The 18059-nt window shown below is 72.6% G+C and carries 14 protein-coding genes and 1 tRNA gene; 9 read left to right on the forward strand and 6 right to left on the reverse strand.

Annotated elements, in window-relative coordinates:
- Positions 1–11: 11 nt before the first annotated feature.
- The 4 genes from WME85_RS23005 (at position 12) to WME85_RS23020 (ending at position 4511) form a co-directional block, all read left to right on the forward strand.
- Entirely contained in the window at positions 12–938 is a 927-nt protein-coding gene (locus WME85_RS23005) for a PfkB family carbohydrate kinase (RefSeq protein ID WP_437840971.1), read from the forward strand.
- 79 nt (positions 939–1017) lie between these two features.
- Positions 1018–1683, forward strand: a complete 666-nt coding sequence (locus WME85_RS23010) for a hypothetical protein (RefSeq protein ID WP_437840973.1) — start codon at positions 1018–1020, stop codon at positions 1681–1683.
- Positions 1684–1821: 138 nt separating this feature from the next.
- Positions 1822–3477, forward strand: coding sequence for a serine/threonine protein kinase (locus WME85_RS23015; RefSeq protein WP_437840975.1), 1656 nt, complete (start codon positions 1822–1824; stop codon positions 3475–3477).
- Positions 3474–4511 (forward strand): hypothetical protein, encoded by a 1038-nt coding sequence (locus tag WME85_RS23020; RefSeq protein ID WP_437840976.1) that lies wholly within the window; start codon positions 3474–3476, stop codon positions 4509–4511. The genes WME85_RS23015 and WME85_RS23020 overlap by 4 nt, the downstream gene beginning before the upstream one ends.
- Positions 4512–4526: 15 nt before the next feature.
- Here the strand turns inward: WME85_RS23020 and proS are convergent, their stop codons facing one another.
- Positions 4527–6083 (reverse strand): proline--tRNA ligase, encoded by a 1557-nt coding sequence (gene proS, locus WME85_RS23025; protein ID WP_437840978.1) that lies wholly within the window; start codon positions 6081–6083, stop codon positions 4527–4529.
- Between the two features lie 116 nt (positions 6084–6199).
- Positions 6200–6331 (reverse strand): hypothetical protein, encoded by a 132-nt coding sequence (locus WME85_RS23030; protein ID WP_437840979.1) that lies wholly within the window; start codon positions 6329–6331, stop codon positions 6200–6202.
- A 27-nt stretch (positions 6332–6358) separates the two neighbouring features.
- On the opposite strand from WME85_RS23030, the gene WME85_RS23035 reads away from it, so the two are divergent.
- Positions 6359–7252 (forward strand): isoaspartyl peptidase/L-asparaginase, encoded by an 894-nt coding sequence (locus tag WME85_RS23035; RefSeq protein ID WP_437840981.1) that lies wholly within the window; start codon positions 6359–6361, stop codon positions 7250–7252.
- A gap of 16 nt (positions 7253–7268) precedes the next feature.
- A complete protein-coding gene (locus WME85_RS23040) occupies positions 7269–8783 on the forward strand; it encodes a phytoene desaturase family protein (protein ID WP_437840982.1) in 1515 nt (504 codons plus the stop codon).
- A 149-nt stretch (positions 8784–8932) separates the two neighbouring features.
- On the opposite strand, the gene WME85_RS23045 is transcribed toward WME85_RS23040, so the two are convergent.
- Positions 8933–10630, reverse strand: coding sequence for a sigma 54-interacting transcriptional regulator (locus WME85_RS23045; protein WP_437840984.1), 1698 nt, complete (start codon positions 10628–10630; stop codon positions 8933–8935).
- A 333-nt stretch (positions 10631–10963) separates the two neighbouring features.
- Positions 10964–11899, reverse strand: a complete 936-nt coding sequence (locus WME85_RS23050; protein WP_437840986.1) for a hypothetical protein — start codon at positions 11897–11899, stop codon at positions 10964–10966.
- Between the two features lie 316 nt (positions 11900–12215).
- Between WME85_RS23050 and WME85_RS23055 the strand changes: the two genes are divergently transcribed.
- Together WME85_RS23055 and murJ are read left to right on the forward strand one after the other, a co-directional pair.
- On the forward strand, positions 12216–13718 hold the full coding sequence (locus WME85_RS23055) for an alkaline phosphatase family protein (protein ID WP_437840987.1): 1503 nt from the start codon (positions 12216–12218) through the stop codon (positions 13716–13718).
- A 66-nt stretch (positions 13719–13784) separates the two neighbouring features.
- The gene (gene murJ, locus WME85_RS23060) at positions 13785–15440 is read left to right on the forward strand and encodes a murein biosynthesis integral membrane protein MurJ (protein ID WP_437840989.1); all 1656 of its coding nucleotides are present in this window, start codon (positions 13785–13787) and stop codon (positions 15438–15440) included.
- On the opposite strand, the gene WME85_RS23065 is transcribed toward murJ, so the two are convergent.
- On the reverse strand, positions 15409–16023 hold the full coding sequence (locus tag WME85_RS23065) for a protein-tyrosine phosphatase family protein (protein WP_437840991.1): 615 nt from the start codon (positions 16021–16023) through the stop codon (positions 15409–15411). The genes murJ and WME85_RS23065 overlap by 32 nt on opposite strands.
- Before the next feature lie 267 nt (positions 16024–16290).
- Between WME85_RS23065 and WME85_RS23070 the strand changes: the two genes are divergently transcribed.
- Positions 16291–17853 (forward strand): L,D-transpeptidase family protein, encoded by a 1563-nt coding sequence (locus tag WME85_RS23070; RefSeq protein ID WP_437840992.1) that lies wholly within the window; start codon positions 16291–16293, stop codon positions 17851–17853.
- A 59-nt stretch (positions 17854–17912) separates the two neighbouring features.
- Here WME85_RS23070 and WME85_RS23075 read toward each other — a convergent pair.
- Positions 17913–17989: transfer RNA gene (locus WME85_RS23075), tRNA-Met, on the reverse strand.
- Between the last annotated feature and the right edge of the window lie 70 nt (positions 17990–18059).

The following is an 18059-nucleotide window of genomic DNA, read 5'->3' on the forward strand; positions in this document are numbered from 1 at the left end:
AGAGGCCCCCTGTGACGACCTCCTCCGCGATTCTCATCATCGGCTCGATGGCATTCGATGACCTCGAGCTCCCGTCCGGCAACGCCAAGGACGTCGTGGGTGGCTCAGCCACGTACGCGTCGTTCGCTGCGTCTTGCTTCGCTCCGGTGCGCACCGTCGCCGTGGTCGGCGACGACTTCCCCGAGGAGACGCTCGGGGCGATGCGCGCCCGCGGCATCGCCGTCGAGGGCGTCGAGCGCGTCCCGGGGAAGACCTTCCGCTGGGCCGGGCGCTACGACGTGGATCTCATCCACCGCACGACGCTGGACACGCAGCTCAACGTGTTCGCGTCGTTCGCGCCGAAGCTGCCGGAGGCCTACCGCGACACGCCCTTCGTGCTGCTCGGCAACATCCACCCCGCGCTCCAGCTCGACGTCCTCGAGCAGGTCCGCTCGCCGCGCTTCGTCCTCGCCGACACGATGAACTTCTGGATCGAGGGCGAGCCGAAGACGGTCGCGGCGATGCTGCGCCGCATCGACACGCTCGTGGTCAACGACGAGGAGGCGCGCCAGCTCTCGGGCAAGTACAACATCCGCCGCGCCGCGAAGGAGATCCTGTCCCGCGGTCCGCGCCGGCTGATCATCAAGCGCGGCGAGCACGGCGCGCTCCTCTTCGACGAGGATGGCGTGTTCGCCGCGCCCGGTTTCCCGCTCGAGGACGTCATCGATCCCACGGGCGCCGGCGACGCCTTTGCCGGCGGGCTCATCGGTTACCTCGCGTGCCAGCCGGAGATCACGGCGCTCGCGCTCCGGCGCGCCATGCTCCACGCGACGGCGACCGCCTCGTTCTGCGTCGAGGCCGTGGGCACGCGGCGGATCGCGGCGGTGACCCGGGCCGACATCACGGCGCGCCTCAGCGAGATCCGGGCGCTTTACGACTTCGGCGCGAGCACGATGTGAAGCTCGACCGGGGGTAGGCCGAGCGCGAGGGCCTGACGCGTGCGGTCGCTGTTCACCTTCCGCCGCATAGCCGTGCTAGATGAACGTCAAAGTGAACATGAACCTCACCACCCGTACATTCGCAGGCATCGCCTTGCTGGCCCCCCTTGTCTTCGGCTGCGCGGCCCGCACCGCGCCGTTCGACGAGATGGACAAGGCGCAGATCACGGTGCTCCGCCTCCAGGGGCAGGAGCTGGCCCCGACGCCGACGGCGACGACCCAGGGCCCCACCCTCATCCCGGGGATCCCGCCCGAGCTTCAGCAGATGGGTCAGGCCGCTCTCCAGGGCCTGCAGCAGGCGCTCCCCGGCCTCATCCCGCCCAACCTCATCCCCGGGCAGACAGCGGCCGCGCCGGTGCTCCCGGCTCAGCCCCGGTTCAAGAACTTCGTCATCCTCCAGCAGCGCCAGCTGACGACCAGCGACAGCGACGAGGAGCTCAAGGAGCAGATCCTCGACGTCTTCGGCGACGAGGACAGCTTCACCGCGGACCGCGGCAACTGCTTCTATCCCGGGCTCGGCATCTCCATGATCCGGCCGAACAACCCCACGCCGGTCGACCTGCTCGTCTCCTTCTCGTGCAACCAGGCCATGGGTGACGGCTTCCGCTGGCCCTACGCGGTCAACGGCTTCTCGGCCGAGACGCACCAGAAGCTCAGCGAGATCTACCAGCAGCTCTGGGGGCAGTCGGTCCCGCCCGGCGCCTGATCGCCTGCCGCGGGGAGCAAGCCTTCCGCGTTCTTTTGTAGGTTATCCCACATAGCGCTGCTGCGGGATCCGGATGCTAGACTCGCTCGAGCTTTCCGGGTTCCCCGCGTATCGGTCAGGAGCGCGCCGCACGAAGCCATGATCCCTGAACCCCAGCTGTTGCCGGGAAAGGAGCTCGGGCACTACGAGCTCCTCCTGCCCATCGCGCAGGGGGGAATGGCCACGGTGTGGGCCGCGCGCCACAGGGGACTTCGCGGCTTTCAGAAGACGGTGGCCATCAAGACGATGCTGCCGTCGCTCTCGGACGACGCGCAGTTCGAGAAGATGTTTCTCGAGGAGGCGCGGCTCGCCTCCGGCATCCATCACCCGAACGTCGCCGAGATCCTCGACCTCGGCGAGCAGGACGATGTCCTCTACATCGTGATGGAGTGGGTCGACGGCGAAGCGCTGTCGGTCATCGCGAGGGCGGCGAACAAGAGCGGCGTCGCCATCCCGCTGCGCATCGCGCTCCGCATCCTCAGCCGCGCTTGCCTCGGCCTGCACGCCGCGCACGAGCTCCGCGACCCGCAGAACGACGATCAGCTGCTCGGGCTCGTGCACCGCGACGTGTCACCCCAGAACATCCTCGTGACGTACGACGGCCACGTGAAGCTCGTGGACTTCGGCGTCGCCAAGGCGACCAACCGGGCGCACAACGACACGACCGCGGGACAGATCAAGGGCAAGGTCCCGTACATGTCCCCGGAGCAGGCGCGGGGCGACCGGATCGATCGGCGCACCGACATCTTCGCGATGGGGATCGTGCTCTACAAGATGACGACGGGAGAGCACCCGTTCACCGCGGAGAACGACCTCCTCACGCTGAATCACATCATCTCCCGGCCCGCGCTGGCGCCTCGCCTCAAGAACCCGGACTTCCCCGCCGAGCTGGAGCAGGTGCTGATGACGTGCCTGCAGAAGGACCCGGACCGCCGCTACCAGACGATGCTCGAGCTGGAGGGCGCGCTGGAGTCCGTGCTGGCCAAGGAACCGCCGGTGACGGACCGCGACATCGGGGCGTTCGTGCGCGGGCTGCTGGGAGAGCGCAACCAGCGCCGGCGCGCCGCGCTCCGCGACACGGTCCGCACGCTCGACGAGCGCGCCTCCCGCCCGCCCGAGGTGATGCTCGTTCGCGACAGCATCAGCGAGTTCTTCTTCACGCAGCTCCCCCCCGGCCACCCGGCCGACCAGGCCCCCACGGTTCGCGCGAGCGCGCCCTCGCTCGCGCGGCAGTCGCTGCCGGAGATGCTGCCGCAGAGCTCGCCCGGCCAGCAGACGCCGCTCGGTCCGATCGAGGTCCCGGCGACGCGGCGCCGCTCGGGGACCCTGGTGGCCGCCGTGGCGCTCGCGCTGATCACGGCCGCCGGCGCGGGGCTCATGTGGCTCCGGCGGCCCTCGCCACAGCAGGCCTCGTCCGAGCAGCTGATGCTGCTCGCCCGCAGCGCGGACGCGGTGACAACCGCCGCCACGGCGGACGTGCCGGCGAGATCGTCCGGCACCGTCGCGAGCCTGGAGAACAGCGCTGACGCCGGCGCTTCACCGGCGCCCGACGCGAGCGAGAACGCCGCTCCCGAGGAGCGCGGGGCGAGCGCTCAGCCGCGCGCGGCCGATGGCGCGCCTGCCTCGACGAGGCCGAGCGCCGCCGCGCGCAGCGCGACCACACCCGGCACGAGCGCGCCGAGCGCGCGCAGAGCAACCCCGGGCAAACCTCCCTCCAGGCAGTGGGTCCCGACCGTGACCAACCCCGGGTTTTGAGCGGCCGCACGGCGCGGCAGCTCCGCGACGCGCTCCTCCTGGCGGCGAGCCTGGGCGTCGTCAGCGGCTCCCTGCTGCTCCGTCGGAGCAAGGAGCCCAGCGCATCGCCTGTCGTCCAGGCGGCGGCGGCCACGTCCACCGAGCCGTCGCCGCTGCCCAGGGGCGGCGCGATCGAGCGCGTGGCGCTCGACGAGCACGAGGCGCAAGCGGGGTGCGATTTCGCGGACAACGGCTTCGGCGTCTACGAAGGCTGGCGCCCGCTCCCGATGGGCAGGCTCCTCGTCCCGCCAGCACGCGCGATCCGCGCGGACGGCGGCTACGACCTCCTCGTCCACTTTCACGGCGCGGAGCCTGTCCGGAAGCAGCTGGCTCCCAGGGACCTCGGGCTGGTCATCGCCGGGGTCGACCTGGGCACCCGCTCGAGCGACTACGCGCGCGCCCTGGAGGGCGGCGGCTGGGAGGCGCTGCTCCAGGCGATCGACCGCGAGGTCGCCAGCGCCGCGGGGATCGCGGGCGCGCGCGCGCGCCGCCTGGTGCTGTCGTCGTGGAGCGCCGGGTCCGGCGCGATCGGGAGGATCATCGAGCGCGGGAGCGCGCAGCTCGATGCGCTGATCCTGCTCGACTCCCTCTATGGCTCCTACATGCCCGGGCAGACGTCGCTCGTGCAGGGGCAGCTCGCCCCTTACGTCGCCCTGGCCAGCGCCGCCGCGCGCGGCGCGCCGGTCTTCTACCTCACGCACACCGAGATCCCGACGAGCGGCTATGCATCGACGAAGGAGACGGCGACCTTCCTGTTGCGGGAGCTCGGGGCGAGCCCCATCGCGGTGACCTCCAGCGGCGACGACGCCCTCTCCAGCGCGCAGGGACGCGGCGCCGACGACGCGGGAGACGCGCTGCGGCTCACCCGGATGTACGACGGCGGCGGCCTCTACGTGCGCGGCTACGCCAGCACGGGCCCCGGCGGGCACTGCGCGCAGCTGCGTCTCTTGCCCGCAATCCTGGCCGAGCACGTGCTGCCCGCGCTCGGCCGCTGAAGGGCGCTCCGCCGCTCAGTACGACTTCGCGAACACCACCCGCCGCGGGCTCGGCTTGCCGGTGAAGATGCACTGCCCCTCGCCGCTCAGCGCGTCGGCCCACGGCGCGCCCTCGAACCCGCCGGTCGGGATGCAGCGGATGGTCACCTTGTGCGCGTCCTTCACCGCCGCCTCGATCTCGGGATCGCCCGACCAGTGCGCGAGCGCGAACCCGCCTTGCGCCTCCTTGTCCCCCTTCGACCCGAAGAACGCGTCGAAGTCGGCGCGGCTGTTGATCACGTGCGTGTTCGTGTCGCGCGTGGCGAGCGCGCGCGCGTAGAGCGTCGCCTGGATGTCGCCGAGGAGCTCCGCGATGCGGCCCGTGATCTCCGCGCGCGCCATGCTCGACTTCTCCTTCGGCGAGCGATCCCTGCGCGCGACCATGGCGACGCCGCCGTCGACGTCGCGCGGCCCGATCTCGATCCGGAGCGGGACGCCCTTCTTCACCCACTCCCACTGCTTGTCGCCGCCGCGGATGTCTCGCCGATCGACCTCGACCTCGACGGGCCGCTCCCCGAAGCGCTGCGCCCGGAGCTCCTTCGCGAGCCCATCGATGTACTCGTCGACCTTGGCGCGCGTGTCGTCGCCCCGGTAAACGGGCAGGAGCACGACGTGCGCGGGCGCGAGGCGCGGCGGGAGCACCAGGCCGTCGTCGTCGCTGTGGGTCATGATGAGCCCGCCGACGAGGCGCGTCGACACGCCCCAGGACGTCGTCCAGGCGTACTCCTCGGTCTCCTCCTTGGTCTGGAACTTGATGCCGCTCGCCTTCGCGAAGTTCTGCCCGAGGAAGTGGCTCGTCCCGGCCTGCAGGGCCTTGCGGTCCTGCATCATCGCCTCGATCGCATACGTGTCGACCGCGCCGGGGAAGCGCTCGCTCGCCGTCTTCGGCCCCTCGAGGACGGGCATCGCCATGAAGTCGCGCGCGAACGTCGCGTAGACGCCGAGCATGCGCAGCGTCTCCTCGCGCGCCTCGGCCTCGCTCGCGTGCGCCGTGTGCCCCTCCTGCCAGAGGAACTCCGCCGTCCGCAGGAACAGGCGCGTCCGCAGCTCCCAGCGCACGACGTTCGCCCACTGATTGATGAGCAGCGGCAGATCCCGGTAGCTCTGGACCCAGCTCGCGAACGCCGCGCCGATGATCGTCTCGGACGTGGGGCGCACGATGAGCGGCTCCTCCAGCCGGGCCTGGGGGTCGGGGATGAGCCCGCCGCCGGGGCCGGGCACGAGCCGGTGGTGGGTGACCACGGCGCACTCCTTCGCGAACCCCTCGACGTGCTCCGCTTCCTTCTCGAGGAACGACTTCGGGATGAACAGCGGGAAGTAGGCGTTCTTGTGCCCGGTCGCCTTGAACATGGTGTCGAGCTCGCGCTGGATGTTCTCCCAGATCGCGTAGCCCCACGGCTTGATCACCATGCAGCCGCGGACCGGGGAGCTCTCCGCGAGGTCGGCCGCGCGCACGACCTGCTGGTACCACTCGGGGTAGTCCTGGTTGCGCGTGGGCGTGATGGCGGTCTTCGGCGCTTCGTTCTTGGCCACGGTCTCTGCTCTCCTCGATGGGCGGCTTCGCAGGCGGCCTTCGACCCGGCCGCGCTCGCCCCACAGCGGGCGGGCGGCTGGCGCCTGCCCCGCTCCGGGACTGCACGCGCGACGTATCAGGAGCGCGACAGGGTGTCGAGCGCAGCGGCCCCGCCCGGCGCCTCGCGGCCTCCCCGCCCGACGAGGCGCGCCGCGCGCCGCCCCTCGCCCGCGCGCGGCGCGTCGTCCGGCCGGCTTCGCGGCGGCACACGGCCATGGTACGCGCACGGGGACGAGTGAAGTACGTCATCCTCACGCACGGCGGGGTGACCGCGCCGCAGAGCGGGGCGGAGAGCTGCGCCAGGGCCGCCGACGACGCGCTGGGCGCGCTCGACGCGGGCGGAGAGGCGATCGCGGCGGCGATCGCGGCGACCGCGCGGCTGGAAGACGATCCGCGCCTCAACGCCGGGACGGGCTCGAACCTCCGCCTCGACGGGCGGACCATCGAGATGGATGCCGCCGTGATGGCCAGCGACGGCCGGTTCGGCGCCGTCGCGTGCATCGAGCGGGTGAAGAACCCCGTCCTCGTCGCGGCGAAGGTGCTGGAGACGCCGCACCTGCTGCTCGCCGGCGCCGGCGCGACCGCCTTCGCGCGCCGGCTCGGGTTCGCCGACCACGAGCCGGCCACCGACGAGGCGCGCGAGCGGCACGCCCGCGCCGTCGCCGCGCTGCGTGACGGCGGGGGAGACGACCAGACGGACGACGCGGCGCGGTTCCATGCGCTCACCGCGAAGCGGTTCTGGAACTTCGACGCCGAGCCGCTCGAGTGCGACACCGTGGGGGCCGTCGTGCGCGACGCGCACGGCCGCTTCGCCGCCGCGGCGTCGACCGGCGGTTCGAGCTACTCGCTCCGCGGCCGCGTGGGGGACGTGCCGCTGATGGGCGCGGGGATCTACGCCGGCCCGCACGGCGCCGTGGCGGCGACCGGCGTCGGCGAGGAGATCGCGCGGCGCCTCCTCGCGCGCGCGATCTATGACTGGCTCGCTGACGGCGTCGCCCCGGCCCGCGCCGCGCAGCGCGGCGTCGCGATGTTCCCCGAGGTGGTCGCGATCGGCGTGCTGGTCGTGGGGAGGAGCGGCCAGGCGATCGCCTCGAACCGCAACATGCCGAGCGCGCAGCTCGTGGGCTGAGGGGCCCGTGACGACGATGCAAAGCCGAGATCCTGATGCGATCGTGGTGGGAGCGGGACCGAACGGCCTGACGGCGGCGGCGTACCTCGCCCGCGCGGGCTTCTCGGTGCTCGTGCTCGAGGCCGAGCAGGAGCCGGGGGGCGCTGTGCGCACGCGCGAGGTGACGCTCCCGGGGTTCCGCCATGACCTCGGCGCGGCGTTCTTCCCGTTCGGTCAGACGAGCCCCGCGCTGCTGCCGCTCGACCTCCCGGGAGCGGGCCTCGTCTGGCGGCACGCGCCGGTCGACAGCGCCCACCCGGCGCCCGACGGGACCTGCGCCGCGATCGCGCGCGACGTGGAGGCGACCGCGCGATCGCTCGGCGAGGACGGCCCCGCGTGGCGCCGGATCGCGGGCTGGCACGCGGCGACGCGCGAGCGGCTGCTGAACGCGCTCCTGTCCACGCCGCCCGCGCTCGGGTCGATGCTGCGCTTCGGGCCGCTCAACCTGCTCCGCCTCGCGCAGGTGGCGCTCTCGAGCGGCCGTGGCTTCTCGACGCGCACCTTCCGGACCGAGGCCGCCCGGCGCGTGATCCCCGGCCTCGCCCTTCACACCGACGTGGGCCCTGAAGATCCCTGCGGGGCGATCGTCGGCTTCATGCTCACGCTGCTCGCCTCGAGCGGCGGGTTCGCCGTGCCCGAGGGCGGCGCCGGCGCGGTCACGGCCGCGTTGCTCCGGCGCGTCGAGGAGCGCGGAGGAAGCCTCCGCTGCGGCGCCCGGGTGGAGCAGATCATCGCCAGGCAGGGCCGGGCCGCCGCCGTCCGGCTCGCCAGCGGCGAGGAGATCAGCGCCCGCCGCGCGATCGTCGCCGACGTCGCGGCGCCGACGCTCTACCTCCGCCTGCTCGCGCCAGAGCTCGTGCCCGCCCGCGTGCAGCGCGCGATGCGCCGGTTTCGCCAGGGGTTCGGCACGTTCAAGATGGACTGGGCGCTCGACGGCCCGGCGCCGTGGTCGCACGAGGACGCCGCGCGCGCGGCGGTCGTGCACGCGGGGGACAGCCTCGACGATCTCGCCGAGTTCACGCGGCAGGTGCGCGCCGGCGCGCTCCCCGAGCACCCTTACCTCGTGATCGGTCAGCAGTCGCTGGCCGATCCGACCCGCGCGCCGGCCGGGCGCCACACGCTCTATGCCTACTCGCGCGTCCCCTCCTCCGTCGACGGCGGCTGGGCGGCCTCGCGCGAGCGGTTCGCCGATCGCGTCGAGGCGCGGATCGAGGAGCTCGCCCCCGGCTTCCGGCAGCGGATCCTCGCCCGGGCAATCTGGGCGCCGGACGATCTGGAGGCGATGAACGCAAACCTCATCGGCGGCGATCTCGGCGGAGGCTCCGCCGATATCCGGCATCAGATCTTCTTCCGGCCGGTGTTCCCCTACTTCCGCTATCGAACGCCGGTCCGCGGCCTGTACCTCGGCTCGTCCTATGCGCACCCCGGCGCCGGGGTCCACGGAGCGTGCGGCCGCAACGCCGCCCTGGCGGTCCTGCAGGACGAGGGCTGAGGCGTCATCGGGAGCTCGGCCCGGCGGTGGTGCAGGACGAGGGCGGTGGCGTCAGGAGCGCGGCCCGGCGGTGGTGCAGGACGAGGGCGGTGGCGGAGGCGCCAGGGCTCGTCGCTTCCGCCTTCCGCCCGCCGCCTCGCTCGAGGGCCTCACTTCGAGCGCGACGGGGGGCCGTCCCGGTAGTCGGAGCGCTTCAGGCCGTGGCTGGCGATCTTCTCCTGCAGCGTGCGCAGCGGCATCCTGAGCCGCCGCGCCGCCATCGCCAGGTTGCCGTTGGTCGCGCGGAGGGCGTCGAGGATGATCTCGGCTTCGAGACGGTCCATCTGCGCCTTGAGCCCGATCGTCGGCGCCGGACTGGGCGTCGCCACCTCCACGAGCGGTCGGGACGGCGGCGGCGTGGAGCGCTTGCGCGCCGAGAGGGTCTGGATGCTCTCCGGCAGATCGAGCTGCGTGATCACGTTGCCCCTCGCGATGACGACGGCGCGCTCGATGGCGCTGCGCAGCTCGCGCACGTTGCCCGGCCAGGGGTACTGCTCCAGCAGCGCGAGCGTCTCCGGATCGAGCGACCGCACGTTCCGTCGGTGAACCTCGTTCGCCTGCCGGAGGAAGCGCTGCGCCAGCGGCGCGATGTCCTCGCGCCGCTCGCAGAGCGGGGGGATGCGCAGCGGCACCGCGTTGAGCCGGTACAGGAGATCCGAGCGGAACGCGCCCGCCTCGCACATCGCCTCGAGATCGCGGTACGTGGTCGCGACGATCCGCACATCGACCTCGATCTCCCTGGTCGATCCGATGCGGACCATGCGGCCGGTCTCCAGAAGACGCAGCAGCGCGGCCTGCGAGGAGGGCGGGAGGTCGCCCACCTCGTCGAGCACCACGGTGCCGCCCGAGCACGTCTCGAAGACCCCCTCCTGCGGCTGGGTCGCGCCGGGAAAGGCGTTGGCCTCGTGACCGAAGAGCGTGCTCTCCAGGAGCTGCGCGGGAACACCGCTGCACCCAACCCGGATCATCTGCTTCTTGTGGCGCGGGCCGGCCTCGTGGATCAGCCGCGCGAGCACGTCCTTGCCCGTCCCCGTCTCGCCCTGGACCAGCACCGGCGCAGACGAGCGCGCGAGGCGCATGGCGGTCTCGAGCACCGGCCGCATCGCGGGGCTGCGCATCACGAGCCCCTCGTCGTTGGCCGTGCGCACGCCGCCCGCCGGCGTCGGCCCGCCCATCAGGTTGTCGAGGCTCGGCAGCTTCCGCCGCTCCGAGGCGCCGCGCCGCGCGTCCAGCGCGTCGATGTTGAGCACCGGCAGCTCGGCGCTCGCGATGACGCGCAGCGACGCCGTGATCTCCCCGAGCACCACCTCGTCACCAGGCTTCAGGACGCCCTGCTCGATGCGCTGCCCGCTCAGGAAGGTGCCGTTCGTGGAGCCGAGATCCTCGATGAGCACGTCGCCGCGCTGGAACGTGAAGCGCGCGTGACGCCGCGACAGGCTGCGCTCGGGGATGGCGACGTCGGCGGTCGGATCGCGGCCGACGACGACGCCGACGCCCTCGGTGAGCCGCACCGTCTCGGCGCCCTGCCGGTGGTAGATGATGAGCAGCACGTGCGGCTGCGTCCCGCGGTCGCGGCCCAGCTGCGTCAGCGCGTCGCGGACCTGTGACATGGCGATCGGGTCCGTCACGCCGAGCTGCGACTCGGGCTGGACCTCCGGCGCGGCGGGGTCCTCGAGCGACGCCGATGGCTGCGGGGCCGCGGCTTCCGGGGACGAGTCGCCCTCCGCACGCCCTTCCTCGGTCGCGTCCGGCCCGCGATCGTCCGGCGATGGGAAACTCCACGGAGCGGCCGGACGCGAGTGATTCATACGTTCTCTCTCATGCGTGCCCGAGGAACCCCCGGCGCCGGGATGCTGGCCCGCGAGCCCTGCTCGCGCTCATCCTTTATCTTACGACCATAAGCCGCGGGTAGGCCACCGCGCAAGGCGCGAACACCCGGCCGGCGGCGGGCAGCTCTCTCGACCACGCCTCGCTCACACCTCCGTCCACGCCTCGGCCGTCCCTGCCCTCCGCCGCCGTTTGCGCTGCTTCTGTCGCTTCGCGCTCCCGCCGCCGCTTCTCGTCCGTTTCAGGAACGTGGCGACTGCGCACGGCGACACGCTGCGCGGCGCGCAGCGCGCTGTTGATTCACCTCACGCGCCTCACGCGCCGCGCGTGACCTGCTCGCCAGAGCCGGGCGACCGCGCGGAGGCCGCGGCCAGCTCCTGGGCGCGGCAGTGCGCGTCGAAGCGCGAGCATGGGGCGTCCTCGAGCGGCGGGAGCTCCGCGTAGCCGCGCGGACCGGCGATCTCGTTGAAGCACCGCCCGAGCCAGCCCGGGATGACGAGCGCGTAGGTGCGCGCGAGCCGCCTGGGATCGTCCAGGGTGCGCAGCATCGCCTGGTAGGTGACCTCGCCATAATTCGCCTTGAAGGCGGCCGCCTGCTCGGGACGCGCGACCCAGCTCATGACGCCCGCGCGATCCGCCTCCGGATGGAACTGGACCGCCTCGACACCCGGCGCGACCTGCAGCCCGAGGATCGCCCGGCCCTTGGAGACACCGTCACGGCTCTCGCGGGCGAGGAGCTGGCCCCCGAGGGAGCCCAGCTGGCGCTCGTCGAGGTTCACGGCCTCCCAGTTGCGGTGCTCGAAGGCGAAGAGGCGCTCACCGAACGGGGAAAGCAGCGGATGCTGCTGACCCACGGGGGTGGTGTAGATGGGCATGACGCCGAATTTGCGGTCGGCGCGCGGCACGACGTCGGCCAGCCGGTAGTGATGGACGACGAGCTCGAACGAGTAGCAGATCGCGAAGAGAGCTCGCCGGTCCGCGCCCCCGCGGATCGCCGACTCGACCACGCCGTCCACCAGGCGACCGAAGTCGAGCATCCATGGCTCGCCCTCGCCATCAAACGGAGAGCCGGGCCCGCCCGACGAGAGGTAGAGATCGCAGTCCGTGGGGATGGGCGCGTTGGTGTCTCGGGGAGACACATCGACGACCTCGCAGGCCACGCCCGGATTGTGCGTCTGGACACGTTCGAAGAACGCCGCGGCAAGCCCGTGTAGGCACCGCATCGCCTGGTTCGCGTGGCCATTGTTCATGTCCACGATGCACAGACGCAGCGGCCGTAGCGTCCGGCCGTTCGCAACGGTGTCTATCCCGGCGGGCGTAGGTGGGAGTGGATTTGAGCTCATCGGATGGTGACGGAATGCAGACGTAGGCCCCCGCGATTTCTATTCATATCACCCAGCAGACTCCGCGAAAAGAAAGGTTTTCCTGGTCACCGACCGGACGCCGCGGTGAACGAACAGACCAGGAGCTCACCAAAAGTCCTTCCGCGGCTCCGCGTTCCTGAGGATCCTGTGTGTGATGAAAAAACGGAACGTTTCGCCGCGTGATCCTCTGACGCGCCGCCATGTGCTGACAGGGCTAGGCGCGGCGCTCGGCGCCGCGACGTTCGGGTGCAGTGCCACGGAGAACGCGACGGTGCACGAGGACGACGCGTCGGGCGCGGGTCACTCGGGCGGGGGCAGCGGATCTGGCGGCGCGGGCGGCTCGGGAGGAGCGGACGGCCCGGGAGGAGCCGGCGGATCCGGAGGAGCGGGCGGCTCGGTGGAGGCGGGAGACGTCGGGGGCGGCGCGCCTGTGGATCGGTGCGTGGAGACGCTGGGCCTGAGCCCCGCAGAGCTGCTGGCGCCCATCAGCACGATCGTCGTCCTCTGTATGGAGAACCGCTCGTTCGACCACTACCTCGGCTCGCTGCTGCTGAAGGAAGGAAGGCAGATCGACGGCCTTACAGGGAGGGAGTCGAACCTGGCGCCGGATGGCGCGCTGGTCTCGCCCTTCGAGCTCGACAACTTCACGCCCGCTGACCCGCCGCACAGCTGGGACGCGGCCCACGCGCAGTGGAACCAGGGGAGCAACGACGGGTTCGTCGTCGCCCACGCAGGGCCCCATCAGCGCGACGTGATGGGGTATCACGTGCGGGAGCAACTGCCGATCCTCTACGCGCTCGCGGACGCGTCGGCGGTCTGCGATCGCTGGTTCTGCTCGGTGCTCGGCCCGACCTGGCCAAACCGGTTCTTCCTGCACGGCGCGACGTCGAGGGGCGTCTCCAGGAACGTGCCGGTCACGGGGTTCACGAGCGTGCTCGAGCTGCTGAGCGACGCGGGGATCTCGAGCAGGAACTACTACCACGACGTGCCGTGGTGCTCGGGCGCGTACTTCAGGTTCAAGGGTGTCTCCGGGATCGAGCGCTTCTTCGAGGACGCGGCCGCGGGGCTCCTCCCCTCGTTCTCGATCATCGACCCCCAGTTCTTCGGCGCCACCGCGAACGACGATCACCCCGACCACGATGTCCAGCTCGGGCAGGTGCTCATGGCCAGCATCTACAACGCGCTGGCGAGGAGCCCGCAGTGGGGCCAGTGCCTCTTCGTGATCACCTACGACGAGCACGGAGGCTTCTTCGACCACGTCGCGCCCCCCACGACGATGGACGACGATCCCCTGTTCTCTCAGCTCGGGTTCCGGGTCCCATCGATCGTCGCCGGCCCGTTCGTCCGGAGGGGCTGCGCGGTGAGCACGCTGCTCGATCACGCGTCGATCATCCGCACGCTCGAGGCGCGCTTCGGCATCCCCTCGCTGAACGCGCGCTCGGGCGCGGCGAACGACCTGTCGTGCTGCATCGACCCGACGCTCCTGCGCGACCCCCAGCGGCCGATCGTCCTGCCCCAGGTCGACATCTCCCTGTCGCAGCTGCGCCGGCGGACCGAGACCGGGATCTCCCAGCCGGAGCTGTGGGAGGCCGCGGAGCGCGGGCTCATCCCGCGGCACCTGGATCGCCGGCGCGAGGGGCCCGACATCGCGCGCCGGGTGCTGGCCAGCGCCGAGCGGCTCGGCGCGGCGAGGATCCGCGACTGAGCTGCCGGCCGCCGGATCGCCGACGCCGAGTCGCCCGGGGCCGGGAGGTCTGATAGAAGCGCCGCCGTGCCGCCCGATCCCGCTCCGCCCGCCGCCGCACCGGCGGGGACCACGCCGGCGAACGCAGCCCCGGGCGCGCCAGCGGCGGCCGGCGCGACGCCGCCGGCCGCCGGACAGGGGGCCGCGCCCAGCGCAACGCGATCGTCGGCGATGGTCACCGCCGGGATCATCCTCTCGCGGCTCGTCGGCCTCCTCCGCCAGCGGGTGACGGCGCACTTCTTCGGGACGTCCGAGCTCGCGGACGTGATCGCGGCGGCGTTCCGCGCGGGGAACATCACCCAGAACCTCCTCGGCGAGGGGACGCTCTCCGCGACCTTCATCCCCGTCTACGCGCGCCTCCGCGCGGGCGGCGATGCGCGCCGCGCCGCGCACTTCGCGCTCTCGGCGCTCGGGCTCCTGCTCGTCGCCGCCGCGGCCGCGTCGGCCCTCGGCGTGCTCGCGGCGCCATGGCTGTCCTTCCTGGTCGCGGCAGGCTTCAGCGAGGAGAAGCTCGCCAGCACGACCCGGATCGTCCGGATCGTCTTCCCGATGACCGGGCTCCTCGTGCTGTCGGCGTGGGGCCTCGGCGTGCTGAACGCGCACCGGCGGTTCTTCCTCCCCTACGCCGCGCCTGTCGCGTGGAGCGCCGCGCAGATCGCCGGGCTGCTCGCGTGCGGGGCGTGGCTCGGGATGCGCGGAGAGCCGCTCGCCGAGGCGCTCGCGTGGAGCGCCTTCGCCGGCGCCGCGCTGCAGCTCGCGCTGCTGCTCCCCGCGGCGCGCGCGCTGCTCGGCGGGCTGACGCCGCGCCTCGACGCGCGCGACCCGAGCATCCGGGAGGCCGGCGGGAAGCTGCCAGCGGCGCTGCTGGGGCGCGGGATCATCCAGGTCTCCGGGCTCGTCGACACGCTCCTCGTCAGCTTCCTCGGCGCCGGCGCGAACGCGGCCTTCAACTACGCGCAGACGGTCTACCTCCTGCCGATGAGCATCCTCGGCGTCGGCGAGGCAGCGGTGGCGCTGCCCGAGATGGCGCGCGACACGGCCGAGGCGGACGTCGCGCGGCGCAACGAGGCGCTGTCGCGCCGCCTCGGGGCGTCGCTCGCGCGGATCACCGTGCTGACCTTGCCGACGACGGCCGTCTTCATGCTGCTCGGGCGGGAGCTCATCACGGTGCTGCTCCAGACCGGGACGTTCGATCGGGAGTCGACGGCGCGGGTCGAGCCGCTCGTGTGCGCGTACGGCCTCGCGCTGCTCGGGAACGCCGCGGGGCGCGTGCTGATCACGGCCTCGTTCGCGCTGGGAGATACGAGGACGCCGGCGCGCTACGCGCTCTACCGGGTGCTCGTCAGCACGGCGCTCGCGCTGCTCCTGATGCAGCGGCTCGACGTGCTCGGCGTGGTGCTCGGCGCCGTCGTCGCCGGCTGGGTCGAGGCGATCGCCCTCGCGCTGCGCGTGCGGCGCGAGATCGGCGGGCTCGGGCTGGATCAGATCCGGATCGGCCGCGTCGCCGCGCTCACGGCGGTCTCGGTCGGCTGCGGCCTCGCGCTCCGGGCGGCGCTGCCGGACGCGCTCGCCGCCACGCCGTGGGGCGCGGCGCTCATCCTCGCGTCGTGCGGCGGCGCCTTCGCCGTCGCGGCGCCCGCGCTCGGGCTCTTCAGCCTGCGGTCCCTCCTGCGCCGGCGGTGATCGCGGTCGGCGCCGCGCTCGCGGGCCCTCGCGCCTGCGCGCGGTGCCAGGCGACGTAGCGCTCGACGAACTCCCGCTGCACCGGGCGCAGCGCGACGCGCGGGCGCCGCCGCTCGAGCAGCGCGATCGCCTCGCCGACCTCGAGGCCGCCGCGGGTCGCGAGGTAGCAGAGCGCGAGCGTGACGCTCCTGCCCACGCCGCTCGCGCAGTGGACGTGGACGCGGTGGCCGGCGCCGACATGGCGCGCGATGAACGCCACGCCGCGCGCCGCCTCCTCGATCGTGGGGGCGCACATGTCCCAGCAAGGGACGCGCAGGTACTCGACGCCCGCCGCGCGCAGCGCGAGCACCGGATCGTAGAGCTCACGGGACACGTTGATCACCGCGCGGACGCCGAGGCGGCGGAGCTCGACGACGTCCCCGGGGAGCAGGAACCCACCCACGAGGAGCTCCTGGCTCACCCACGTACGCCAGGGGTGCCGCGGTCGGAACGACGCGGTAGCGCGGCGCAGCGCCAGGAAACCATAGAAAACCACGGCGTACGGCGCGAGCAGGAGCAACACCAACGCGGGGCGAAGGCGCACGAGCCTCTCATGGCGTCGATGCGCGCGCGGCGCCAGCGGCCGGGCGGCGCTCGCGCGCGGCGGCCGCTGGCGCCGCGCGCGCAACGCCGTCGAACTTGGCCCGCGATACGCAAGTCGGGCATGCGTCGGCGGATGCCGCTCGCCGCCAGGCCGACCGCCCTTTCCCGGCCGCTTTCCCTGCCGATCCGCCTGGGGCCGCTGCCTCGCGGGCAATCCTGCCCTGGCGGCGCTGCCGGGCCGCGCGTCCTGCGCGGACGGCTCGCAGGAATGACCGTCGCGCTGGCGTTGTCCGGTTGCAAGGCCGCGGACGCGGCGGTGGAGCTCTCGAAGGAGGCGGCGCGCGACGAGGGCGCTCTTCAGGTCCCGGCGCTGCCTGCGGACGGCCCCAGGCTCGTCGCGCTGCGCGCCGGGACGCCCGTGCTCGCGCGACCGCAGCCAGGCGCGCGGAAGCTGGGAGAGCTCTACCCGGGCGGCGCGGTCGTGCGGTCCTCGGAGCCGTACGGACGCGCGGGGTGCACCGGCGGATGGTACGCGGTCCGCCCGCGCGGCTTCGTCTGCGCAGGCGACGGCGCCACGCTGGACACCGAGGTGCTCTCGGTCTTGCCGGCGCCGCCCGACCTGTCGCGACCCCTCCCCTACCGCTACGGGCGCGCCCGGACGCAGGGAACTCCGGCGTACTTCGCGGTGCCGAGCCGCGAGGAGCTGCGGCACGCCGAGCCGGATCTCGAGCGCCACCTCGAGCGCGCGCAGCGCAGCGACGCTCAGCTCGGCGCGTCGGCCAACGACGTCCCGCTGGACGCGCGCGGCGTCGCCTCGGGGCCGCCGGTGCTGTTGCCGGGAGGTGACGGCATCGGCGAGGACGGGCGGAGGACCGAGGCCGGATATTTCCTCTTCTCTGTCGCCGATGCGATCGCGCCGCTGCCTCCCCTCCCCGCGCTCGGTATCGACTTCAGCGCGAAGGGCAACGAGCGCGTCGATCTCCGCTCCGCCCTCAAGACGGCAGCCCTGCGCAAGGGCAGCGGCGTCGCGATCACCCGCACCTTTGCGGCGGGAGAGGACGACGGACGCAGGCTGGGCGCGACGCCGGATGGCCGGCTCATCCCGGCCGATCGGCTGCAGGCCGCGCTCGGGTCACCCTGGCATGGCCTGGATGTAGAGAAGCTCGGGCTGCCGGTGGCGTTCGTCCATCGCCACGACGTGAGCACGTGGTCGCTCGTCCGGGGCAAGGCGAGCCCCAACGAGGAGGAGCTCGAGCGGCACACGGGCGTGCCGCTCACGGGCAAGTTCAGGACGGTGGACGGCGCGCGCTTCGAGGAGGCGCGCGACGGCTTCTGGCTGCGGGCGCAGGACCTCGTCGTCATCGTGCGTCGCACCAGGTTCCCCGAGTTCGCCAGGGGCTCGCAGCGCTGGCTCGACGTCAGCCTGGCCAACCAGACGCTGACCGCCTACGAGGGCCAGAAGCCGATCTACGCGACGCTGATCTCTTCCGGACGCGATCAGCTCCGCGACCCTGAGTCGAGCGCGTCCACGGGGCGCGGCACCTTCCGCGTGCGGAGCAAGCACGTGACGCGCGACATCGATCCGCGCGAGGTCGCCGACAGCTTCGACGTCGCCGACGCGCCGTGGGTGATGGACTTCGCGCCGGGCCATGCCTTGACCGGCATGTACTGGGGCGCCGGAGTCGGTGAAGCGCAAGGCTTCCACGACATCGCCCTGATGCCCGTCGATGCGCGGCGCCTCTTCCTGTGGGCCGAGCCGGAGGTTCCCGACGGCTGGCATGCCGTGTACAACGGCGACGAGGAGGGCACCCTCGTTCACGTTCGCCCCTGATAAGCCAGTCGCAATCACCGGTCCCTTGCGGGAGGCCAGCGGCCGACTGTCACCATCTCTGGTGCCGAAGGAGGGAATCGAACCCCCGACCCGGCGCGTATGAAACGCCTGCTCTGGCCAGCTGAGCTACTTCGGCTGAAGTGCGGTCGGACTAGTACCGCTCCGTCCACACACTGTCAAGCGGTGTTTTGCGCGCTGCGACGAGC

Origin of the sequence: Sorangium sp. So ce1153, from assembly GCF_051521595.1 — a bacterium.
In the GTDB taxonomy this organism is placed as follows: Bacteria; Myxococcota_A; Polyangia; order Polyangiales; family Polyangiaceae; genus Sorangium.